The sequence below is a fragment of the Chitinophaga sp. genome (genome assembly GCF_036569185.1).
Taxonomy (GTDB): Bacteria; Bacteroidota; Bacteroidia; order Chitinophagales; family Chitinophagaceae; genus Chitinophaga.
In genome coordinates this window covers 21961-41790 of record NZ_DATCRD010000354.1, presented here as the reverse complement: position 1 = coordinate 41790, position 19830 = coordinate 21961, and the positions used below count along the sequence as shown (strand labels likewise).

At 46.5% G+C, this 19830-nt stretch carries 18 protein-coding genes; 2 read left to right on the top strand and 16 right to left on the bottom strand.

The genetic code is table 11. From position 1 onward, the window contains the following. Nucleotides 1-23: 23 nt before the first annotated feature. The 4 genes from VIM72_RS27015 to VIM72_RS27000 all read right to left on the bottom strand — a co-directional run bounded on the left by VIM72_RS27015 (nt 24) and on the right by VIM72_RS27000 (nt 3910). Nucleotides 24-479, bottom strand: a complete 456-nt coding sequence (locus VIM72_RS27015) for a protein-disulfide reductase DsbD domain-containing protein (protein WP_332005928.1) — start codon at nt 477-479, stop codon at nt 24-26. 36 nt (nt 480-515) lie between these two features. Beyond that, on the bottom strand, nt 516-1208 hold the full coding sequence (purQ, locus tag VIM72_RS27010; RefSeq protein WP_089892832.1) for a phosphoribosylformylglycinamidine synthase subunit PurQ: 693 nt from the start codon (nt 1206-1208) through the stop codon (nt 516-518). Between the two features lie 188 nt (nt 1209-1396). Then, nucleotides 1397-2374: a hypothetical protein gene (locus VIM72_RS27005; protein ID WP_332005927.1), complete on the bottom strand. Its 978-nt coding sequence runs from the start codon at nt 2372-2374 to the stop codon at nt 1397-1399. 15 nt (nt 2375-2389) lie between these two features. After that, nucleotides 2390-3910 carry a hypothetical protein gene (locus VIM72_RS27000; RefSeq protein ID WP_332005926.1) on the bottom strand — a complete coding sequence of 507 codons (1521 nt, stop codon included), beginning with the start codon at nt 3908-3910 and terminating at the stop codon, nt 2390-2392. 197 nt (nt 3911-4107) lie between these two features. Between VIM72_RS27000 and VIM72_RS26995 the strand changes: the two genes are divergently transcribed. Next, the gene (locus VIM72_RS26995; protein WP_332005925.1) at nt 4108-5022 is read left to right on the top strand and encodes a TIGR01777 family oxidoreductase; all 915 of its coding nucleotides are present in this window, start codon (nt 4108-4110) and stop codon (nt 5020-5022) included. Here VIM72_RS26995 and VIM72_RS26990 read toward each other — a convergent pair. The 7 genes from VIM72_RS26990 to VIM72_RS26960 all read right to left on the bottom strand — a co-directional run bounded on the left by VIM72_RS26990 (nt 5012) and on the right by VIM72_RS26960 (nt 15609). Further along, a complete protein-coding gene (locus tag VIM72_RS26990; protein ID WP_332005924.1) occupies nt 5012-6256 on the bottom strand; it encodes an anthranilate synthase component I family protein in 1245 nt (414 codons plus the stop codon). The two genes, VIM72_RS26995 and VIM72_RS26990, sit on opposite strands and share 11 nt — an antisense overlap. A 125-nt stretch (nt 6257-6381) precedes the next feature. Further along, a complete protein-coding gene (locus tag VIM72_RS26985) occupies nt 6382-6831 on the bottom strand; it encodes a hypothetical protein (protein ID WP_332005923.1) in 450 nt (149 codons plus the stop codon). Between the two features lie 92 nt (nt 6832-6923). After that, nucleotides 6924-8195: an adenylosuccinate synthase gene (locus tag VIM72_RS26980; protein ID WP_332005922.1), complete on the bottom strand. Its 1272-nt coding sequence runs from the start codon at nt 8193-8195 to the stop codon at nt 6924-6926. A gap of 180 nt (nt 8196-8375) precedes the next feature. Beyond that, nucleotides 8376-10622: a bifunctional (p)ppGpp synthetase/guanosine-3',5'-bis(diphosphate) 3'-pyrophosphohydrolase gene (locus VIM72_RS26975; RefSeq protein WP_332005921.1), complete on the bottom strand. Its 2247-nt coding sequence runs from the start codon at nt 10620-10622 to the stop codon at nt 8376-8378. Nucleotides 10623-10747: 125 nt separating this feature from the next. Then, nucleotides 10748-11488 (bottom strand): response regulator transcription factor, encoded by a 741-nt coding sequence (locus VIM72_RS26970; RefSeq protein ID WP_332005920.1) that lies wholly within the window; start codon nt 11486-11488, stop codon nt 10748-10750. 114 nt (nt 11489-11602) lie between these two features. After that, nucleotides 11603-13045, bottom strand: a complete 1443-nt coding sequence (locus VIM72_RS26965; protein WP_332005919.1) for an alpha-L-fucosidase — start codon at nt 13043-13045, stop codon at nt 11603-11605. A gap of 2 nt (nt 13046-13047) precedes the next feature. Then, entirely contained in the window at nt 13048-15609 is a 2562-nt protein-coding gene (locus VIM72_RS26960) for a beta-mannosidase (RefSeq protein ID WP_332005918.1), read from the bottom strand. 54 nt (nt 15610-15663) lie between these two features. Between VIM72_RS26960 and VIM72_RS26955 the strand changes: the two genes are divergently transcribed. Further along, on the top strand, nt 15664-15834 hold the full coding sequence (locus VIM72_RS26955; RefSeq protein ID WP_325639930.1) for a DUF6728 family protein: 171 nt from the start codon (nt 15664-15666) through the stop codon (nt 15832-15834). On the opposite strand, the gene lpxB is transcribed toward VIM72_RS26955, so the two are convergent. The 5 genes from lpxB to VIM72_RS26930 all read right to left on the bottom strand — a co-directional run bounded on the left by lpxB (nt 15831) and on the right by VIM72_RS26930 (nt 19818). Continuing rightward, on the bottom strand, nt 15831-16934 hold the full coding sequence (lpxB, locus tag VIM72_RS26950) for a lipid-A-disaccharide synthase (protein ID WP_332005917.1): 1104 nt from the start codon (nt 16932-16934) through the stop codon (nt 15831-15833). The two genes, VIM72_RS26955 and lpxB, sit on opposite strands and share 4 nt — an antisense overlap. Nucleotides 16935-16950: 16 nt before the next feature. After that, entirely contained in the window at nt 16951-17253 is a 303-nt protein-coding gene (locus VIM72_RS26945) for a hypothetical protein (RefSeq protein ID WP_079469450.1), read from the bottom strand. Between the two features lie 31 nt (nt 17254-17284). Then, nucleotides 17285-18064, bottom strand: coding sequence for a 5'/3'-nucleotidase SurE (gene surE / locus VIM72_RS26940; RefSeq protein ID WP_332005916.1), 780 nt, complete (start codon nt 18062-18064; stop codon nt 17285-17287). 84 nt (nt 18065-18148) lie between these two features. Then, nucleotides 18149-18925, bottom strand: coding sequence for an ABC transporter permease (locus VIM72_RS26935; RefSeq protein WP_332005915.1), 777 nt, complete (start codon nt 18923-18925; stop codon nt 18149-18151). Continuing rightward, complete coding sequence (locus tag VIM72_RS26930; protein WP_332005914.1) at nt 18922-19818, bottom strand: ABC transporter ATP-binding protein; 897 nt, start codon at nt 19816-19818, stop codon at nt 18922-18924. Before VIM72_RS26930 ends, VIM72_RS26935 begins: the two co-directional genes overlap by 4 nt. Between the last annotated feature and the right edge of the window lie 12 nt (nt 19819-19830).

Sequence of the window (19830 nt, the reverse complement as noted above, 5' to 3'; positions counted from 1 at the left end):
TGTTATCGGTTACCGGATTCAATTTATTTTCCTCCAACACTTACCGCAAATTCTACTTCTTTCGGAGGCAGACACTGATGATCGTCGCACACCATAAATTCTACTGTACCTTTTACTTTGGTAGCGGCTTTACCTTTTACCGTTACTTTTTGTACGAAGTCGACAGTGTTTTCGTAGAATTTCAGTTCTGAGTTAAAGTTTTTGTCGAACGATTTATGCAATTTGCCTACTTCTTCCACTTTTCCAACAGAAGCCGCCAGTGGATTTTTGGCGAATTTAAACGAGGTTGGTACCGGGCCTTCTCCTGCTTCCTGTGCGTACAAATGCCAGCCGGCATCGATAGTGGCAGTAGCGTGTACTTCGTAGGTAGTGGCATTCACCTTCTTCGCTGTAAAGCTCCATTTTACCGGGTTCTCTATCTGCGCGCTTGCCAGGATAGGCAGGGCAAATAAAGCCAGTGCTGTTAATAATTTTTTCATGCTTTTCTTTTTAATTGGTTGGTTGATTTGATCTATCTAGTTATTATTAATAAGACTTTGTAAAATCAGCTGTCCGTCTGTATTTCCCAGGGCGAGACTGGTAGCTCTTTCCGGGTGGGGCATCATACCAAAAACATTTCTTGCTTTGTTACAGATGCCTGCTATGTTACGGATGGCGCCGTTATGGTTAGCAGTTTCAATAATGTTGCCAAACTCATCACAGTAGCGGAATAACACCTGGTTGTTCTTAAACAGCTCATCCAGGGTGGCGTCGTCTGCATAGTAACGGCCTTCTCCGTGTGCGATCGGGATCATTAATGGTCTGCCTGCCACATCTTTGGTAAGGGATGCGGTGGTATTTTCGCTTTTCAGGTATACATTTTTGCAGATGAACTGCTGGTGCTGGTTCTGTAATAATACGCCTGGCAGCAAACCTGCTTCGCACAATACCTGGAAACCGTTACAAACACCAATTACACGGCCACCTTTGTTGGCAAATTCAATCACACTCTGCATCATCGGGCTGAACTTCGCGATTGCGCCGCAACGCAGGTAATCGCCAAAGGAAAAACCTCCCGGTAATACGATGCAATCTTCTGTACTGAATGCGCTCAGGTCTTTATCCTTATGCCACAGTTCTATAACTTCCTGCCCGAGGTCGTTACGCAGGGAATCAATCATATCATGATCACAATTAGAACCGGGAAAGGTGACAACGCCAAATTTCATCTGAAAATGTTTTGTGTTTATATGTAAATAATGCTTTTAAAAAACGTTTCCCTTCGTTTTTGCCATCATTTTTTACGAATGACAAAACTAATGGGAAAGGACAAAATTACTTCGCCGTTCGCAATTTTCCATTGCCGTTTGTCCCGATTTAACAAAATACTGGTAATCAGCCCCTTAAAATGAGGGAATCAGCTAAAATATTGCATTACGATCACATATGCCAGGGCAATGAAGTGTATAATGTTGGCAAATGTGTCGTTGGTGACCGACCAGAATACATTGCCGGCAAACATGGAGATGGGCAAAACCGCCAGGACCCAGTACGCTGCCGAAAAGTGAATATTAAAGAAGGGTACCGTGATGGCTACCAGTACATATATGATTAATGCGGCCCATATTTTACGGCCTTGTATCAGCATTTTTTTAAGCGGACGCTGCAACAGCAGCCACCCGATCACGAAAAAGAGCAAACATGCGATCATGGCGCCCCATACCTTATAATCGCTGATCATAGGCAGGGAGGCTCCCATATTCGGGATCTTCCGGAGCAGGGTCATCTGGCCGGTAAGAAAAAGGTAGGTGCCCATCAGGTACAGCGGGCAGATCAGCCCCAGCACAGCAATGATCCATTCCGCCAGCCGGAAAGCACGCATAATGAGCATACTGGCCAGTAACAGGAAGCAGAATATGACAGACGGGAAATAAAAAAGCCCTGCTATTCCCAGGGCAAACCCGATATTAAATACCACATCCCGGGCGGAGGTACGTGTATACAACTCCGTTATGCTTGTAAATACCCACAACATGATCAGGTTCACGATCAGTGCCGGCGAAAATACATTCCAGCTCTGCAGCATGGAAGTAAACAGCAGGTAACACATGGCCGGCAGGTAGGTAGGCTTGGGAAATAAGCGGTGATGATTAATAATCCGGGTAAAGAGCAACGACTGTAAAAACAGCAGCAATATAGCCAGCGAGGTAAATACCAGCGGGCTGCCGCCGGTAAATGTGGCCATCCATTTCACCAGCAGGTGATACAAAAGCCCTTCTGACCCATCTGCCATGTAAGTGGACGGATGGATCAGATAGTAAAACTTAACAACCAGCGTGTATATCAACAGCAGCAATACCGTTAACGGATTGCCTGAACGGAAAAATTTTATCACAGTGCAAAGGTGTGATTAAAAGTCAATTTTAGCAAAGCAAATATAATTCCTGTAAATGCAAGGTATCACCACCGTACGGGCGCTGATTTGCTTACCGTACCGGGGCATCCAGGTGAAACCCTTATCCAGGTTACGCAACGTAGGCATACGATTCACTTTACCTCCCGGGGCCAGACTAACATCTGTTAACATATAACTTCTTCTGTCCAGTTCATTGTACAGGAAACGTAATTCGCTGCCCACGTTTACCATCAGGTAAGACAGGTACAGGTCGGCGTTATCATCAAACTGGCTTTTATGTACAAAGTTATTCCACTGCATGTTGCCTTCGTCATCGAAGGAAAGCACCGCTACATTATCGTAATGATAGCGTAATCCCTGTGAATTGTTCCAGTAGTACGGGTTGTAATACATGGAAGAATAGGGCGAGTAATAGTAAGGGGCATACATGCCGCCATAAGGACTGCCATACATATAGTTCCAGCGGTTCCAGGGCTGGTAACGGGAAGAAGTGGAGAACGATTCTGCCGTGAGCAGGAATCCGCCGTTGCTGGTGTTAATGATCTTACGGATAAAGTAATCATTAAAAGCGGCATTGGTGCTGGATTCACCACGGGCATTTGCCTTCAGATCGTCGGGGAATACCTGCGATTTCTCGTATATGGCTTTATAGTTGGCATAGTCGTATTTATACAGGTAAAGCCCTTCCACGTTGCCTCTCTTCTGTTTGTAATAAAAAGCGGTGACGAGCGCCGTTTGCTTACTGTTATCGAGCTTCATTTTCACTTCATCCAGCAGTTGTGCCTTGAGCGCCATGGGAGATACCTCGAAACTGTCTACCAGCGGGCGTTTCACTACCATGCTTCCACTGATAACGTAGTCGCGGTTGGAGGTACGTTCCAGTTTATTAAAGATCAGGTCACCGGTGTTGGTGAGGTTAAAGTTGCTGAGGAACTGCTTTTTCTGCATGGGCATCGACAGGCGGCTGTTGTTCACCAGGCTCATGGCACTGTCGTACAGGAAGGTATAAAATATATTGTTGTTTTCGTTGTCCTGGTTGATCTTATACACCATGATGCGGCTTTTATCTTCCGACACTTCCACAGAATATACCTTGTTCTCTTTGGAATACATGCCAATGCGTGTGGAGTCGATCAGGAGGGGCGCATCTGAAAATTTTGCTTCGGGCGACATGGTAGCGCAGAAACTATACACGGCGTCTTTGCGCTGGAACTGGTAAATCATCAGCACCCTGTCAGGATAGGCCACAAAGTCCATGCTGATCACTTTACGCGGCAGGAAGTCCAGTTTCACCCTTTCTTTCAACTGCATCGCATTATCATAAACAGACACCACATAGTCGCCACGGTCTGTTTTATACACCAGTATATTGCCTGCTACTTTACCAATAATCTCAAATTCGGTGCTTTTATAGTCGTCCTTCTCCGGTTCAGAATAGGTTATTTTCTGTGCCATTGCTGCTGAGCCGGCGAAAAGCAGCAGCAATAATAATTGTAGGCGGTATAGCGTATGCATGCGGTAATATAGATTTCAGATTATTTTTGTGATAATGCAGATGGCCCGTTTGTTGGTGCCATTTTCAAACTTACATTAAAATTCAGAAATTAACTTGTCTATTTAAAGCCGGTAAGTCCTGCTTTTACATAAATTCCAAAAGGCCCGATTTATTGTGTATTTTTATTAAATTATTTTTTAAAAGCAGCTATTATTGAATGGATACCGTTATTATAACCGGTGGAACAGGACTTATAGGGACGGCATTAACCCGGCTGCTGCTGGAGCGCGGCTATAAAGTGATTATCCTTACCCGGCGCCCTGATAAACGCAGCAACGGGAACGTAACATATGCCCATTGGGATGTAGAAACGCAGACAATAGATAAAGAAGCCATTCAACAGGCAAACTATATTGTACACCTGGCAGGCGCCAATGTGGGCGAAAAACGCTGGACGGCGGCACGCAAACAGGAAATTATTGACAGCCGTACCAAAAGCAGTGAACTGATCTTTACCGCACTGAAAAACTTCCCCAACAAGGTAAAAAAGGTGATCAGCGCATCGGCAACCGGGTTCTATGGCGAGTACTCAGATCATATTTTCACAGAAACAGATCCTCCTGCTACGGATTACCTGGCCACTACTACCCAGGCCTGGGAACAAAGTATTTCCAAAGTAACCGGGCTTGATAAAAAGCTGGTGATTTTCAGGACCGGCATTGTGCTCAGCCAGGATGGCGGCGCCTTAAAGGAATTCTACAAACCGCTGCGCTTTGGATTTGCCACCATACTTGGGTCCGGCGAACAGTTTGTTCCCTGGATACATATCCACGATATTGTACGGCTGTACTTCAACGCCATTGTAAACGACCGGCTGGAAGGAATCTACAATGCGGTAGCCCCCCATCCCGTTACCAACCGTGAGCTGATTCTGAGCATGGCCCGGATGGCAAAAGGCAAGAGCTTTATGACCACTTATGTGCCTTCTTTTGCCCTTAAACTGGCCTTGGGGGAAATGAGTGTGGAAGTGTTGAAAAGCGTAAAGGCTTCTGCCGACAAAATACAACGGACCGGTTTCCAGTATTCTTACCCCACCATCAACGAGGCGATGGAGCAATTGTTTAGCCGTTAATGGTTTTTTCCATAGCAGCCGCTTTCAATAAGCACTCTTCCCATTCCTTTTCGGGATCGCTGTAAAAAGTGATAGCCGAGCCGGTCTGGAAAGAGAGGTAGCGGTTATTTGCGTTATAGAGCATACTGCGGATCACCACGTTGAAGTCGAAATCACCTGCCGGCGTAATATATCCTACGGCTCCTGAGTAAAGTCCCCGGCGGGTTTGCTCGTATTGTTCGATCAACTGCATCACCCTGATTTTTGGCGCGCCTGTCATGGAGCCCATTGGAAAAGCATTGCGCAATACCTCTGTGAAAGGCGTTCCGGGCGATAATTGCGCAGAAACGGTAGAGATCATGTGATGCACATGCGCAAAGGAATAGATGCCAAAAAGCTCAGTTACTTCCACGGTTCCCTGCATGGCCGTGCGGGACAGATCATTGCGTACAAGATCTACCACCATTACATTTTCTGCGCGTTCTTTCGCACTGTTCAGCAGGTCCTGCTGCAGCTGCCGGTCCTTAACGGGATCTGCATCCTTCCGGCTGGTTCCTTTAATAGGTTGGGAAATAACGGTATTCCCTTCTTTGCGGATAAACCGTTCAGGACTGGAACAGGCCAGGTAACACTGATGCAGCCGGTAATATGCAGCAAAAGGTGATGGCGATAAATTATTCAGCCGGGAAAATAAGGCGGGGGGATGTACGCTTATATTTTCGACGAAGTTTTCGCGGCAGAAATTCACCTCGTAGCAATCGCCCTGCAGGATGTGCTGCTGCAGGCTTTTCACTGCGGCAATATAGTGTTGGTGATCCAGGCGGCTTTGCAGAGGTTGTGCCAGTGAAGTAACCACAGGCAATGTATCTGGAGATGTATGTAAAACGGCGGTGAGTATTTCTGCTGCCTGCTCCCTGGTGAAAGATTCACCGCCAATATGCACCTGGTCATTTTGCAGTTGTATGATCACACGGGGCACAAAAAAGTGCATGTCCGGGAACCCAATACCATCGTAGTGCCGGGATTGAAGACCTGGTGCTGTTTCGTTTTTGAGATCGTAAGCAAGATGCCCGAAAAGCCAGTCGCCATGTGTTTGATGAAATTGTTGTAAAGCGGGGAAAGCGTTTCCGGCGTTTATTTTGAGGGTATGCAATGCATCTGCAGCGAGTACGGCTTCATACCGGTGCCACGGAGAGTTGTAGTTATTATTGTCTAAAAAACAACAAATGTTGAACTGGTTTCCCCAATCCAACATTTGTTGTTTAAATATTCTCTGATTATCAACCGGAAAAGTGTGGAAAATCCTGATAACAATCGTGTTTTTAGTACTTAAAAATCCCGCTGGAATATGCAAGAGAGCAATTTCCAATCAAACCACCACTAAAAATCATCATCGTCGTCATCAAAACGATCGTTGAACAGATCCATGTCTTTGAATTCATCATCGATACCCAGATCATCGTCGTCATCGGTTTTCTTGCTGCCGGAGCTAGGACGGCCGCGTTTACCCTTTGACTTAGGCATGTCAAATTCTTCAAAATCAGGATCATAATCATCATCCTCTCCTTTTTCCCAAGCATCATCCATGTCATCATCATCATCTGCATCGTCATCATCATCCTCGTCGTCATCTTTACGCTTGGACTTTGATGCAGACTTATCTGATTTCTTTGAGGCAGATTTGGAAGGTTTCACATCTTCATCATCTTCCTCATCATCATCGTCATCCACCTCTTTCTTAGGCTTGGCCGCAGCTTTGGGAGCGTCTTTTGCAGTCTTAGGAGAAGTAGTTTTTTTGGTCTCTTTCTCTTTATCAGATTTTGATTTCATAATAGGTTACCTTATTTCTTTGCCGTAAAGTTTTAATAGTTTTTTTTATTCGCCAAATTTTTTTTGCTGTTTTTTTTCCTTACTTTTTGCTTCTACTTTTCAAGGATCTGATCGCGTCCAGGTCCGTTGGAGACGTATTTCACGGGAACCCCCAGGTAAGTATCTACGGCTGCAACAAATGCTTTCATTTCCGCTGGTAACTCGTTGAACTGCTGGCAGGTAGAAGTTTTATCACTCCATCCTTTAAACGTTTCCCATACCGGTTTAATGTCCAGACCGTTAAGCTGGAAGGGCAATTGCTTCGTTTGTTTTCCGTCAATTTCGTAAGCAGTGCAGGCCAGTATTTCATCAAATTCGTCGAGTACATCGCTTTTTGTCATTACCAGTTGGGTAACGCCGCTCAGCATGCAGGTATAGTTCAGTGCTACCAGGTCGATCCAGCCACAGCGGCGGGGACGGCCGGTTACTGCACCAAATTCATGACCTGCGGCACGCAGTTGCTCACCGGTAGCGTCGTGCAATTCGGTAGGGAAAGGGCCGCTGCCAACGCGGGTGCAATACGCTTTGGTAACGCCGATTACCTCTTTGATCCATTGCGGGGCAATACCTAAACCAGTACAAACGCCGGCAGAAATGGTATTGGAAGAAGTAACAAAAGGATAAGTACCAAAATCCACGTCCAGCATACTTCCCTGGGCGCCTTCGGCCAATACTTTTTTACCTGCTTTCAGTTGTTCGTTCAGGAAATATTCACCGCTTACCACGTTCATTTTCTGCAGGAACGGAATAGCTTCGAAGAACTCAGCTTCCCAGTTGGCAATATCTTCTGAAAATTCATTTATATCGTACTGGCATAACAGCTGCAGGTGTTTCTGCTTCAGTTTTTCGTACGTTACTTTAAAATCGGGGGATAATACATCGCCTACACGTAAACCGTTTCTGCCGGTTTTATCCATATAAGCGGGACCGATACCTTTTAACGTAGAGCCTATTTTATCATTTCCTTTCGCTATTTCAGACGCTTTGTCCAGTGCGCGGTGTGTAGGAACAATGATATGCGTTTTTTCAGCAATAAACAGGTTTTTTGTCAGATCTACTCCCAGGGCGGAAATATCTTCGCTTTCCTTTTTGAAGGCCACAGGATCCAGTACCACGCCGTTACCGATCAGGTTAATGGTCTTATCATGAAATACACCGGATGGGATGGTGCGCAATACTACTTTCTGACCGTTTACATACAAAGTATGACCAGCATTTGGTCCACCCTGGAAACGGGCAATCACGTCGTACCTGCCGGCAAAATAGTCCACAATCTTACCTTTGCCTTCGTCGCCCCATTGCAGGCCTAACAAAACGTCTACCATAATGATTTAATTAAATATCGGAGGTTTGTTGCTTTAAAAGAAGTCGCAAAATTAAGGCGAATATTAAGAATTACAAACAAATTACTAATTACCCGGCGTAATTACAGGGAAATGGGAAGATTTCAGCAAGAAACCTCCCCATCACCAATAATGCTTTATCCGTTGTTTACAATGCTTTATTTAAGATTCCTCCAGGCGCTGGATGGATTGGATGCCATCGAGCTTTTTAAGCCTTTCTACCAGCTCATCCAGTTCCTCCTTGTCGTGCACATATACCTTGATCAGCCCTTCAAATAAGCCTTCTTTCGACTCAATGCTGAGAGCGGAAATATTGATCTTCAGTTCCCCGGAAATAATGTTGGTGATCTTATGGATTACTCCCACATCGTCCATGCCAATGATACGCAGGCCGGTAAGGAAGGAAATTTCGCGGTTTTTCACCCACTTGGTCTTCACCACACGATGCCCATAGTTAGCCAGTAACTGCGCGGCATTGGGGCAATTGGTCCGGTGTATTTTCAGTCCTTCGCTGGCTGTGATAAAGCCAAATACATCGTCGCCGGGAATAGGACGGCAGCAGTTAGCCAGCTTATAGGCGATCTTATCTGAGCTTTCCCCGAAAATGATCAGTTCTGCATCTTTTTTGGAAGGCAGCTGATGTTTCACATGTTCTTCCGGCACATGCTCCGGCACTTTTACCGGTTTTGGCGGTTCCAGTTTATCGCCCAGTACAGAAAACTGTTTCAGTTCTTTCAGGTCGATGTTCCTCACTGCTACCTGGTAGTACAGATCCAGCGGGGACGGCTGTTTGTAGAACTGCACCAGTTCGTTGATATTATGCTGACTGGCAGAAATATTCATGTGCGACAGCTTGCGTTCCAGCGCGGCTTTCCCGTCCATGGCCACTTTGCGCTTTTCTTCCTTCAGTGCATCCTTGATCTTGGATTTGGCTTTGGCAGTAAGCACAAAGTTCAGCCAGTCTTCCGAAGGCTTCTGCTTATTAGAGGTAATGATCTCTACCTGGTCGCCGCTGCGCAGTTTATGGCTCAGGGGCACCAGTTTGTAGTTCACCTTGGCGCCAATACATTTGTTGCCCACGGCACTGTGGATAGAGTAGGCAAAATCCAGTGCGGTAGAATTTACGGGCAATATTTTGAGGTCCCCCTTAGGGGTATACACATAAATTTCTTCTGTAAAAAGATTGCTCTTGAAATCGGCCAGGAAGTCGAGTGTATTGGAATCGGGATTGTTCAGGATTTCCCTGATCTGGGTGAACCACTGATCAAATTTGGATTCCTGCTGGGCGGAGGCATTGCTGCCTTCCTTGTACCGCCAGTGAGCAGCTACCCCTTTTTCCGCGTAGTCGTTCATACGTTTGGAGCGGATCTGCACTTCCACCCATTTACCGCTGGGGCCCATTACCGTTACGTGCAACGCTTCATACCCGTTGGATTTCGGGTTACTGAGCCAGTCGCGTGTCCTTTCCGGGCTGGGATGGTAAAAGTCGGTAATGATGGAATATACCTTCCAGCAATCCGCCTTTTCCTTTTCTATAGGAGAGTCCAGGATGATACGGATGGCAAAAAGGTCATATACTTCTTCAAAGGCAACGCCTTTTGTTTTGATCTTGTTATGAATGGAATGAATAGATTTCGGCCGGCCGAAAATCTCGAATTCAAACCCTTCCTCCTGCAGCACTTCCTTGATAGGTTTGATAAATTCGTTGATATAGCGGGTACGCTCACGTTTGGTTTCCTTGAGGCGTTTGGCTATTTCACGGTAGGTTTGCTGCTCGGTATACTTCATGGCCAGGTCTTCCAGCTCGGATTTAATATTATATAACCCGAGGCGGTGGGCCAGCGGCGCATAGATGAACACGGTTTCTGAAGCTATTTTCAGCTGTTTTTCCCGGCTCATGCTATCGAGCGTGCGCATATTGTGCAGCCTGTCTGCCAGCTTGATAAGGATTACGCGCGGGTCATCTGCCAGCGTCAGTAATATCTTCTTGAAGTTTTCTGCCTGTGCGGTGCTGGTACTGGAGTCTATTACGGTAGATATTTTTGTGAGACCGTCAACGATATGTGCGATCTCATTCCCGAACTCGCGGGATACATCTTCCAGTGTTACTTCGGTATCTTCCACGGTATCGTGGAGCAGGGCGCATATGGCGGAACGTACGCCCAGGCCTATTTCCTCTACGCAAATCTGCGCTACGGCCAGCGGATGCAATATGTAAGGCTCTCCGGATTTACGCCGCATTTCCTTGTGTGCATCTGCTGCCATTTCAAAAGCAGTACGAACCAGCTCCCTGTCGCCTTTTTTCAAACGCGGTTTCAACGCCCTCAATAAAGCACGGTAATGCCGAACGATTTCCTTCTTTTCCTGCTCTTCGTCTAAATTATATTTTTGTACAACCACTGTTTCCATTGCTATAAAGTTACGATTTAATATAATCTGAAAGAAAAAAGCGGTATCTGACAAAAAAGCCACCCTTGCCCGGCGGTTACCGGGAAGGGTGGACAGGTTGATTATTCAGCAGGGAAAAAAATAAATCAATGAAGAGGCACGGTGATCTTCACCGGCAGGATATCTTCCGGTACATTCAGCCGGAGCCCCACGTTGTAAACGGTTTCAAGCTCAAGACGGGGTACCAGTTTGAGCAGCCTGCGGACGCGGCCAATGAATACGTCCATACTGCGACTTGCATAAAAATCCTCTTTTCCCCATACCCGGAGCAGTACCTCGTCTTTTTGTACGATGATATTGGGGCGACTGAGAAAATACCGCAGCATTTTAGCCTCAATAGGAGAAATCCTTCCTCTGGCCAGTTTGCTGTTGGTCTCAAAAATCTTGAGTTTCCTGTAATGGAAGGTGATATTGTCTACCGTATGCCCTACCAGCAACTCAGTGCGGTTGGGCCGGGTCCATTTCAGGATCACCTTCATTCTTTTTACCAGCTCGTCAAAATTGAATGGCTTTACAAGGTAGCCATCCCCTCCCAGCTGAAAACCGCTGATCCGGTCTTCCTCCCCGGTTTTTTCGGCCGACAGGAAAAAGATCGGCGTGAGCATGGTAACATTCCGGATCTCCTTTGCCAGCTCAAATCCATTCATTTTAGGCAGCACAATGTCGATCAGGCAGATATCGTATTTGGACCTCGAATAAAGATTCCAGGCATCCACGCCATCAAAACAATGCTCTACCGTGTAACCGGCTTGTTCCAGGTGCTGTTTGACGATACCGCCGAATGCCTTATCATCCTCAACAAGCAAGACTTTTGGGTTTCTGTTCATATAGCTACCATTTGTGATCAGTTCGACTATAAAACAAAAAAGAGATGGGCGCGGGTAATGCGTCCATCTCTTTTTTGTTTTATCAACACTAATTCACATCAATCCACACTACAATCACATCTTTTCCACAGCCGGTATTTTAATAGCTACCGCATGCTGGAACCCTTTACTACGGAGAGATGCAGGGATCTGTACTTCCACCCCGGCGGCTGTAGTTTTCCACACCAGCTTATTATTGGCTCCCAGCAGCTGTAAACGGGCGCCTTTGGCCGGCGTTAATCCTTTGAAAGAAATTGTGGCAGGCAACGCCTCATTTTCATCCAGCAGGTAAATAGCATACACGCTGCCATCTTTTTTACGGGTAAAGCATACTTTACCGTCTTTATAAGGCGCTACTGCACGGGTACCATAAATAGCATCCCCGTTTATATGGATCCATTCACCGATATGCTTCATGGTGGTATAGGCATCATTATGCAGCTCTCCATCCGGGCCGGGCGCTACGTTCAGCAGGTAATTACCGCCTTTGGCCACAATATCCACCAGGTTATGGATCAGTACATTTACAGATTTATACTTGTCGCCGGGTACATATGACCAGGAACTGCCCATAGTCATACAGGTTTCCCAGGGATAGCTGAGCGGCTTATCAGGGATCTGTTGCTCAGGCGTGCGGTAGTTCTCGTAAGGTCCATGCACACTGCGGTCTACCACAATGAGCCCCGGCTGATGACTACGGGCCATAGTGGCAATTTTACCCATGTCTATATCCTGGTCCTGCGGAGCCGTTTGGCTCCAGGACAATGATTCTTTGGTTTGCTGCTTCAACGGGCGTACCCAGCCTCCATCCAGCCAGAGGATATCCAGTTTACCGTAGCCGGTCATCAGCTCTTCAATCTGGTTATAGGTGTACTGTTTAAACTGGTTCCATCTTTCGGGGTACTTCTTCAAATCATAATTAGGGTTACGGTCTTTCGGCGGGAAATAGCTCCACCAGTAGTATTCCGTGTGCCAGTCGGGCTTGGAAAAATAGGCGCCGGCATGGATCCCCTCTTCACGGAAGGCCTGGAACACTTCTTTAGCAAGGTTAGCCCGGGGATTCTTACTGAAAGCCCCGTCTGCCGCCGTGATCTTATAATCGGTTTGTTTGGTGTCAAACATGCAGAAGCCATCGTGGTGCTTGGTGGTGAACACCAGGTATTTCATCCCGGCATCTTTGGCTGCTTTGGCCCATTTCTCAGGATTGAAATGAACGGGGTTAAAAGTTTTCCCCAGCGCTTCATATTTTTTCAGGTAGTCGTAATAGGGAATACCGGCCGGCTGACGCTGCGTCCAGCCTTCGTCTTCCGGGCAGATGCTCCAGGATTCCACCACGCCCCATTGAGAATAAGGGCCCCAGTGCATGATCATCCCGAATTTCCAGTCCTGCCACTCATCCAGTTTCTTTACCACCGCCTGGTCTGTTTCAGGTACATAGGGCAGTTCTTCATGCTGTGCCTGAAGGCTGTTAAAACCCAGCAGTGCAAATCCCAGTAAGAGAAGGTATTTCTTTTTCATTGTTAATTTTTATAAGACGATACTAAAGTAGTTACTTTCAAAGCCTGGTGGATGATTTCCGGTAGCTGCGCTGTTTGCAGTCTAATAGTCCGGGTTTCACCCGGCAGCAGATCAAAATAGTTTTCTTCAAAATGATCTGCGGCGGTGGCATTGTCCAGCGACAGGTAAACATTTCTTGCCAGCCTGTCTGTTTTCAAACGGATATAAACAATGCCTTTGTCTTTGGCCACCTTACTGGTTACAATATCAAGGTTAGGCACTTCCAGGTTCATATCCTTCGCCGGAGCAAAGTAAAAGATATTCCGCTCCATATCCTTATTGTCTATTCGCAGTTGCGCATAGAATATTACCCTTGCGGGGTTATTTCCCTGCAAAACAGCAGCGGTATCGATTGTATGCAGCTTTTCGCTGGTATTTGCTTTTATGGAGATGTCTTTTAATTCTTTCTGCCAGATCAGCTTTCCATTTATATCCACAGCTTTCATGAGCAGATCGGCTTTACCTTCGTATGCATCTGTTACCAGCCAGGTAGATAACTGCCCGTTCTCAATAACGTTGGATAGCAGCCGTGGCTTAAAGGCTTCTTTCACATAGTACTGTAGGGCTTTCCAGCGGCCGTCATAGTCCCTGCCGGACCAGGAGGCGCCAGGCCAGCAATCGTTCAGCTGCCAGTAGAGCGTGCCCATACAATAAGGCATAGCCCTGCGATGAGCTTCTATGGCCACTTTCATTCCTTCGGCCTGTAATACCTGGCTGAGATAAACAAAGGAGGGAAAATCCTTTGGCTCCCGGTAGTAGTGCAGCATGTATGTTTTGATGGCAGTGTTGCCTTTAGCCGGACTTTTCTGGTGTGCCTGCATCACGTTGGAAAAAATATCATAGTCGTCTTTCGTGGCAAATGTGCGGATGCTTTCCATGGATGGGAAGGACTGGAAACCATATTCGCTCATGAAGCGGGGTATATGTGTATTGAATGCTTCAAACCATTCCATACCATGCCATACGCCCCAGTAATGATTATCTCCTTTGGTAAAATCTTCCGGCTTGCCCCAGTTGCTGATGGGCGAAGAATGAAAATAGAAAGCCCCCGGCTGGTACGTGGCTACCTGCTGTGGCAGCACTTCTTTAAACAATTTATCGTACCCTTGCTGCAAACTTTGCCATTGCGTATTCGTATAGGCGTAACCGCTTTGCCAGCCCCAGTTTTTAATAGCTACTGCAATTTCGTTGTTGCCGCACCATAACGCCAGTGAAGGATGATTACGCAAACGTTTAATGTTATCTGCTGCTTCGAGTTTCACATTTTCCAGGAAGGCCGGGTCGGAAGGATAAAGGGTACAGGCAAACATGAAATCCTGCCAAACCAGTATCCCGTGCTGATCTGCCAACCTGTAAAAATTATCATCTTCATAAACTCCACCACCCCACACGCGTACCATGTTAAAGTTGGAAACCACCATATCGTGAAACAGTTTTTCCTGTTTTCCAGGTGTTACACGCGGCAGGAAATTATCCTGGGGAATATAGTTGGCGCCTTTCATAAACACAGGTCGACCGTTTACTTTTACATAAAAAGATTCGCCGAGGCTATCCGGTTTGTTCACTACTTCAATAGTGCGCAGCCCTAACATGTTACTTTGTGTTGCCAGTACTTTTTTATTACTGAGCAGGCTTGCCTGCAGTTCGTAACGGTAAGGATCGCCCATACCGGCCGGCCACCAGCGTATTGGTTTTTTTATGGAGAAAGGTACTTTTACCACATTGGTTCCCGCCTGCAGGTTAACAGTCTGTTTAGCCAGTGCGGCAGCAGTTTTCCCCTGTGTTACCAGCAGCGTATAATCGCCTGCAACGGTAGCTTCGATGGTTACTTCCGCCTGCATATCTGCATTGGTGGAATCCAGTTGCAGCTGCTGCCAGTACACATCCCGGATAGCCGCTTTACTCCAGCTACGCAATACTACCGGCCGCCAGATGCCCGATGTAACCAACCGCGGGCCCCAATCCCAACCATAATGATAAGGCGCTTTACGGGCATAGATGCTCAAAGGAATATCGCTGGCATCATTACCTGCAGGATAGATAATGCTATCCTGCAGAAATTTGGGCATATCCGTTTTGACAGGACTTTTAAACAGGATGCGCAGTTCGTTGTCGCCGGCTACCAGCCATTCTTTCACATTTACCGTATGCGAAACAAACATGTTTGCGGATTGCAGAATTAAATGCTCATTCAGGTATACATCTGCATAAGTATCCAAACCTTTAAACTCCAGTTCTATTACTTCCGCAGCCAGCTCCTGTTTTTTAATATGCCATCTTTTACGGTATTGCCAGTCTTTCTTATCCACCCACTGTACCGCTTTCTCGTTGGTACCTGCAAAAGGATCAGGAATTAAATGCTGTGCCAGCAAATCGGTGTGAACGGTACCGGGTACGGTAGCGGGCCTCCAGATGCCTTCATCGGTACGGGAAAACTCCCAACCGGTGAGCATGGGGTTGGTTTGTGCTATTCCATTGGTAAACAGGGTTAAAAACAGTCCCGCTGTTAACAGTAAATATTTCATGTCCTATTTTTTCAGAAGGACCAAAAATAGCATTGATTTTTCGATCTTTGGGAGATGAAAAGTATCTGGAAACAAATATTGAGGTACCTGTATATAGGCAAGAAAGATCCTAATGCACCCAAAACGCGTTACGTGGCTATGATGCATGGGATGAACAGAATTTCCCTGTTACTTTTTATAATAGCCATTATCATTATGGTGATCAGGCTGATCAGGAAACACTAGGCCACAGCGTATTCGTAGATTACTTCCGCAGCACGGCGGGAAGCATCTTTCTCTCCCAGTTTATGCCACAGTTCCGCATAGTCTTTCATGACGCGGCTCCTGGCGGCTTCATCGTTCAGTAACGCATTCAGTTCCTTCAACAGGTTTTCTTCCGTGAGATCGTGCTGAATCAATTCTTTCACCACCAGTTTATCCATTACCAGGTTTACCAGGGAGATATATTTTACTTTGATGAGACGTTTGGCGAAGAAGTAAGAAATAGGATTTCCTTTATAACATACTACTTCCGGAACACCGAACAAAGCTGTTTCCAGCGTGGCGGTTCCTGAAGTAACCAGCGCCGCTTTCGCCTGGCGCAGCAATTTGTAAGTTTGTCCTTTTACCATGGATACATTGGGATGCTGCCCTGTGAGGCTTTCCAGGAAGTGATCATCCAGGCTGGGCGCCTGTGCCACTACAAACTGGTACTGCGGAAAATGCTTTGCCATGGTTAGCATGATAGGGAGCTTTACGCTTACTTCCTGTTTGCGGCTGCCCGGCAGCACGGCTATAACGGGCTTATCTGATAACGGGGCATCGGCGGGCTGTTCTTTGGCGGCTTTAATCACTTCTACCAATGGATGCCCTACGTACTCTGTTTCATAATTCCATTTATGATAAAACTCCGGTTCAAAAGGAAGGATACACAGCATTTTGTCTACATACTGCCGGAGTTTTTTCACCCGGTTTTCTTTCCAGGCCCATACCTGCGGAGAGATATAGTACACAATTTTAAAACCCTGCTGTTTTCCCCATTCAGCAATGCGCATATTAAACCCGGGGTAATCTACCAGTACCAGCACATCAGGTTTAAAGGCAGTAATATCTTTTTTGCAGAGCTCTATATTTTTTAAGATAGTGCGCAGGTTCATCACCACTTCCACGAAACCCATAAAGGCCAGTTCTTTGTAATGCTTTACCACATGGGCGCCGGCGGCTTCCATCAGGTCGCCACCCCAGCTACGTATATCCGCAGACGTGTCTAATTGTCTTAATTGTTTTACAAGATTGCTGCCATGCAAATCACCTGACGCTTCTCCTGCAATAATGTAATATTTCAATATTGTGTGATTAAAATTATCTGATCAGTTTTAGTAATAAAATGCCAATAGCATACAGCATGGTCATCAGGAATATACCTTTGGCGGTAATATCCAGCCGCTTTCTTGTATACAGGAAAAACACCAGCCCGTTCAGTAACAGGCAGATGCTGGTGAGCTTCGGGATCATCTGTTTATTATCTTTCAGGATACCGAGGAATTGACCCAGGCCCACATTATTATGCGGTTTGATAACAAAGAAATAGTACAGGAAAAACGCGAACAGGGGCGTTAAAAACCCCAGTAAAATTCCTAACGGAAGATTGTCTTTTTTTAACATACTGTAATTATAATGGCGATATAACGAATGTTCACAAATCTTTCCAATCTTCTTCCAGCTTCTTTTTCAACGCATAATTAGTCAGGTCAAACTGCACCGGTACCACAGAGGCAAAGTTATTATCCAGCGCCCATACATCCGTATCCTGTCCGTTATCGCGGTTTTTAAATTCTCCTGTGAGCCAGTAGTATTTTTTCCCATGCGGATCGCGGCGTTCGTCAAATTCCTCTACCCATTTAGCATCTGCCTGACGGCTTATCTTCAGTCCTTTAAATTCTTTTTCACTTACTATCGGGATATTCACGTTAAACAAAGTACCCGGCGGCAGGTCGGATGCCAGCATTTTTTTAGTAACCTCATGCGCCACTTTTTTGGGCAGTGAGAAATCCGCATCATAGCTGTATTCCAGGAAGGAGAAGCCTACGGAAGGAATGCCTTCAATAGCTGCTTCCATGGCAGCCGACATAGTACCGGAGTAAATCACGTTGATAGAATGATTAGCGCCGTGGTTGATACCGCTTACGCAGATATCCGCTTTTTTACCATGCAGGATCTTATCGCGGGCCAGCTTTACACAGTCTACCGGTGTGCCTGAGCACTGCCAGGCTTCTATCCCGTCAAAAATATCCACCTTTTCCAGACGCAGCGGAATGCCGATGGTAATGGCGTGCCCCTTGCCCGATTGAGGACTGTCAGGCGCTACCACCACTACTTTGCCCAAAGGCTTCACTGCTTCTATCAGCGCACGGATACCCGGCGCCGTGATACCATCATCGTTTGTTACCAGTATAACCCGCTCTTGTTTTGCCATAATTCACCTTTTAGCTTTGCTCAACAAATTTAAGCTCTCTGCCAAACATTTCGCTTTAAAAGAATGTGAAATATATGGATAATTCTACAGATCGGATTTTAATATTTTCCTGAAAACCAGGTAGATGCCTAAAGCGATGTAAGCAATCATAGCCGTTACATACACATAAGCTTCGTACTGGTCACTGGCAGACACCATTTTACCCACCAGCGGAAACGGCAGCAATTCATCGCCGCTTTGCAGTGGCAGCAAGCCTCCAATAGGACCGGCATTTCTTTTAATGATAAACGACAACAGCTGGTCCAGCATCATATTGTAGGCAATAAACAGTACAATAGCCAGTCCGGCCCGTTTCACCAGCACGCCTATCAGCAGGGCGATGGTGAGCATCACATTAAACTGCAGGAAATAATACAACATATACTGGTATCCTTCCAGGCTGAAAGGCTTATTGCCGTATATAATTCCTATCAGGGCCCCGCTGATGGTAGCTACTACCAGTGTAAGCACAGATATGGCGGCCAGCCAGAATAATTTTGCATACACGAACTGGCTTCTCTCCCATCCGTCAATTACATTCTGGCGGTTGGTACGGTAAGTATATTCATTCGTAACCAGTATAATCAGCAGCAATCCAAACAAGGCGGAGATATAACTGTTGATGGAAGCTGCTGTGAGCCAAACTTCCGGGAAGCTGAAGGGATTGCCAAACATTTTACCTACCTGCTGCAGGTTTTCGCTGAACTTATCGGCCACCATGAAATTGCCTGCAGGGATAATCACCAGCGCCAGCAGCAGCATTACCCAAAACGTGCGGTAGTTCCTTACTTTAAGCCATTCGGTATAGATGATCTGTTTCATGATGCGCTGATGTTAGTGATTTCCAGGAATGCGGTTTCAAGACTTTTCTTACGAAGTTGCAGGTAGCCGAGCCATATACCCTGCTGTGCGCAGTAGTAGTTAATCGCTTCAGGGTCGGGCAATTCCGTGAACGAAGCCTTCACAATACTGCCGTGTATAACAGCGCCCGTACACCCGGGATACTTCTGCATCGCCTGGTGAAGCGCCGTAAGGTTCGCGGCAGCCATTTCCACAAAGTCGTTCCGGCTGATCACTGTATCCACCGGGCCAGACAACAATAATTTACCGCTTCTTAAAATAGCTACATGCGTGCATACCTTTTCCACTTCATCGAGCAGGTGACTGGCCAGGATAATGGTTTTGCCGCTATCGGCCAGTTTACGTACCAGTTCCCGCACTTCAGCAATACCGGAGGGATCGAGACCATTGGTAGGTTCATCGAGGATCAATACATCCGGATCACCGAGCAGTACAGCGGCAATGGCCAGCCGTTGTTTCATCCCGAGCGAATAGGTTTTAAAAGCGGAGTGCTGACGTTGCGTGAGGCCACAGATTTCCAGTACCCTCGCGATATCGTCTTTACCACGCTGTTTAATGGCAGCAGAGATCTCCAGGTTTTTATATGCACTGAGATAGTGATAAAAGTTAGGGGTTTCCAGCAACGTACCTATTTGCCGGCGTTCCGCTGCCGAAGGCCTCTTGTCGAAAAGGGTAAAGCTGCCTGTATCGGCTTTGAGCACATCGGTAACAATACCGAGCAGGGTGGTTTTACCGCTGCCGTTAGGCCCCAGTATACCGAACACGCTGCCGGCCGGTACATCAAAGGAAACACCAGACAACGCCTGCACGGGCCCATATTTTTTGGAAATGTTCTGTAAGGATAGAATTGGCACGGGAATTAATCT

Excerpts from the sequence above, each read along its gene's own strand:
- VIM72_RS27015 (WP_332005928.1), bottom strand. The coding sequence starts at position 479 with ATGAAAAAATTATTAACAGCACTGGCTTTATTTGCCCTGCCTATCCTG.
- purQ (WP_089892832.1), bottom strand. The coding sequence starts at position 1,208 with ATGAAATTTGGCGTTGTCACCTTTCCCGGTTCTAATTGTGATCATGAT.
- VIM72_RS27000 (WP_332005926.1), bottom strand. The coding sequence starts at position 3,910 with ATGCATACGCTATACCGCCTACAATTATTATTGCTGCTGCTTTTCGCC.
- VIM72_RS26995 (WP_332005925.1), top strand. The coding sequence starts at position 4,108 with ATGGATACCGTTATTATAACCGGTGGAACAGGACTTATAGGGACGGCA.
- VIM72_RS26990 (WP_332005924.1), bottom strand. The coding sequence starts at position 6,256 with ATGTTGGATTGGGGAAACCAGTTCAACATTTGTTGTTTTTTAGACAAT.
- VIM72_RS26985 (WP_332005923.1), bottom strand. The coding sequence starts at position 6,831 with ATGAAATCAAAATCTGATAAAGAGAAAGAGACCAAAAAAACTACTTCT.
- VIM72_RS26980 (WP_332005922.1), bottom strand. The coding sequence starts at position 8,195 with ATGGTAGACGTTTTGTTAGGCCTGCAATGGGGCGACGAAGGCAAAGGT.
- VIM72_RS26975 (WP_332005921.1), bottom strand. The coding sequence starts at position 10,622 with ATGGAAACAGTGGTTGTACAAAAATATAATTTAGACGAAGAGCAGGAA.
- VIM72_RS26970 (WP_332005920.1), bottom strand. The coding sequence starts at position 11,488 with ATGAACAGAAACCCAAAAGTCTTGCTTGTTGAGGATGATAAGGCATTC.
- VIM72_RS26965 (WP_332005919.1), bottom strand. The coding sequence starts at position 13,045 with ATGAAAAAGAAATACCTTCTCTTACTGGGATTTGCACTGCTGGGTTTT.
- VIM72_RS26960 (WP_332005918.1), bottom strand. The coding sequence starts at position 15,609 with ATGAAATATTTACTGTTAACAGCGGGACTGTTTTTAACCCTGTTTACC.
- VIM72_RS26955 (WP_325639930.1), top strand. The coding sequence starts at position 15,664 with ATGAAAAGTATCTGGAAACAAATATTGAGGTACCTGTATATAGGCAAG.
- VIM72_RS26945 (WP_079469450.1), bottom strand. The coding sequence starts at position 17,253 with ATGTTAAAAAAAGACAATCTTCCGTTAGGAATTTTACTGGGGTTTTTA.
- surE (WP_332005916.1), bottom strand. The coding sequence starts at position 18,064 with ATGGCAAAACAAGAGCGGGTTATACTGGTAACAAACGATGATGGTATC.
- VIM72_RS26935 (WP_332005915.1), bottom strand. The coding sequence starts at position 18,925 with ATGAAACAGATCATCTATACCGAATGGCTTAAAGTAAGGAACTACCGC.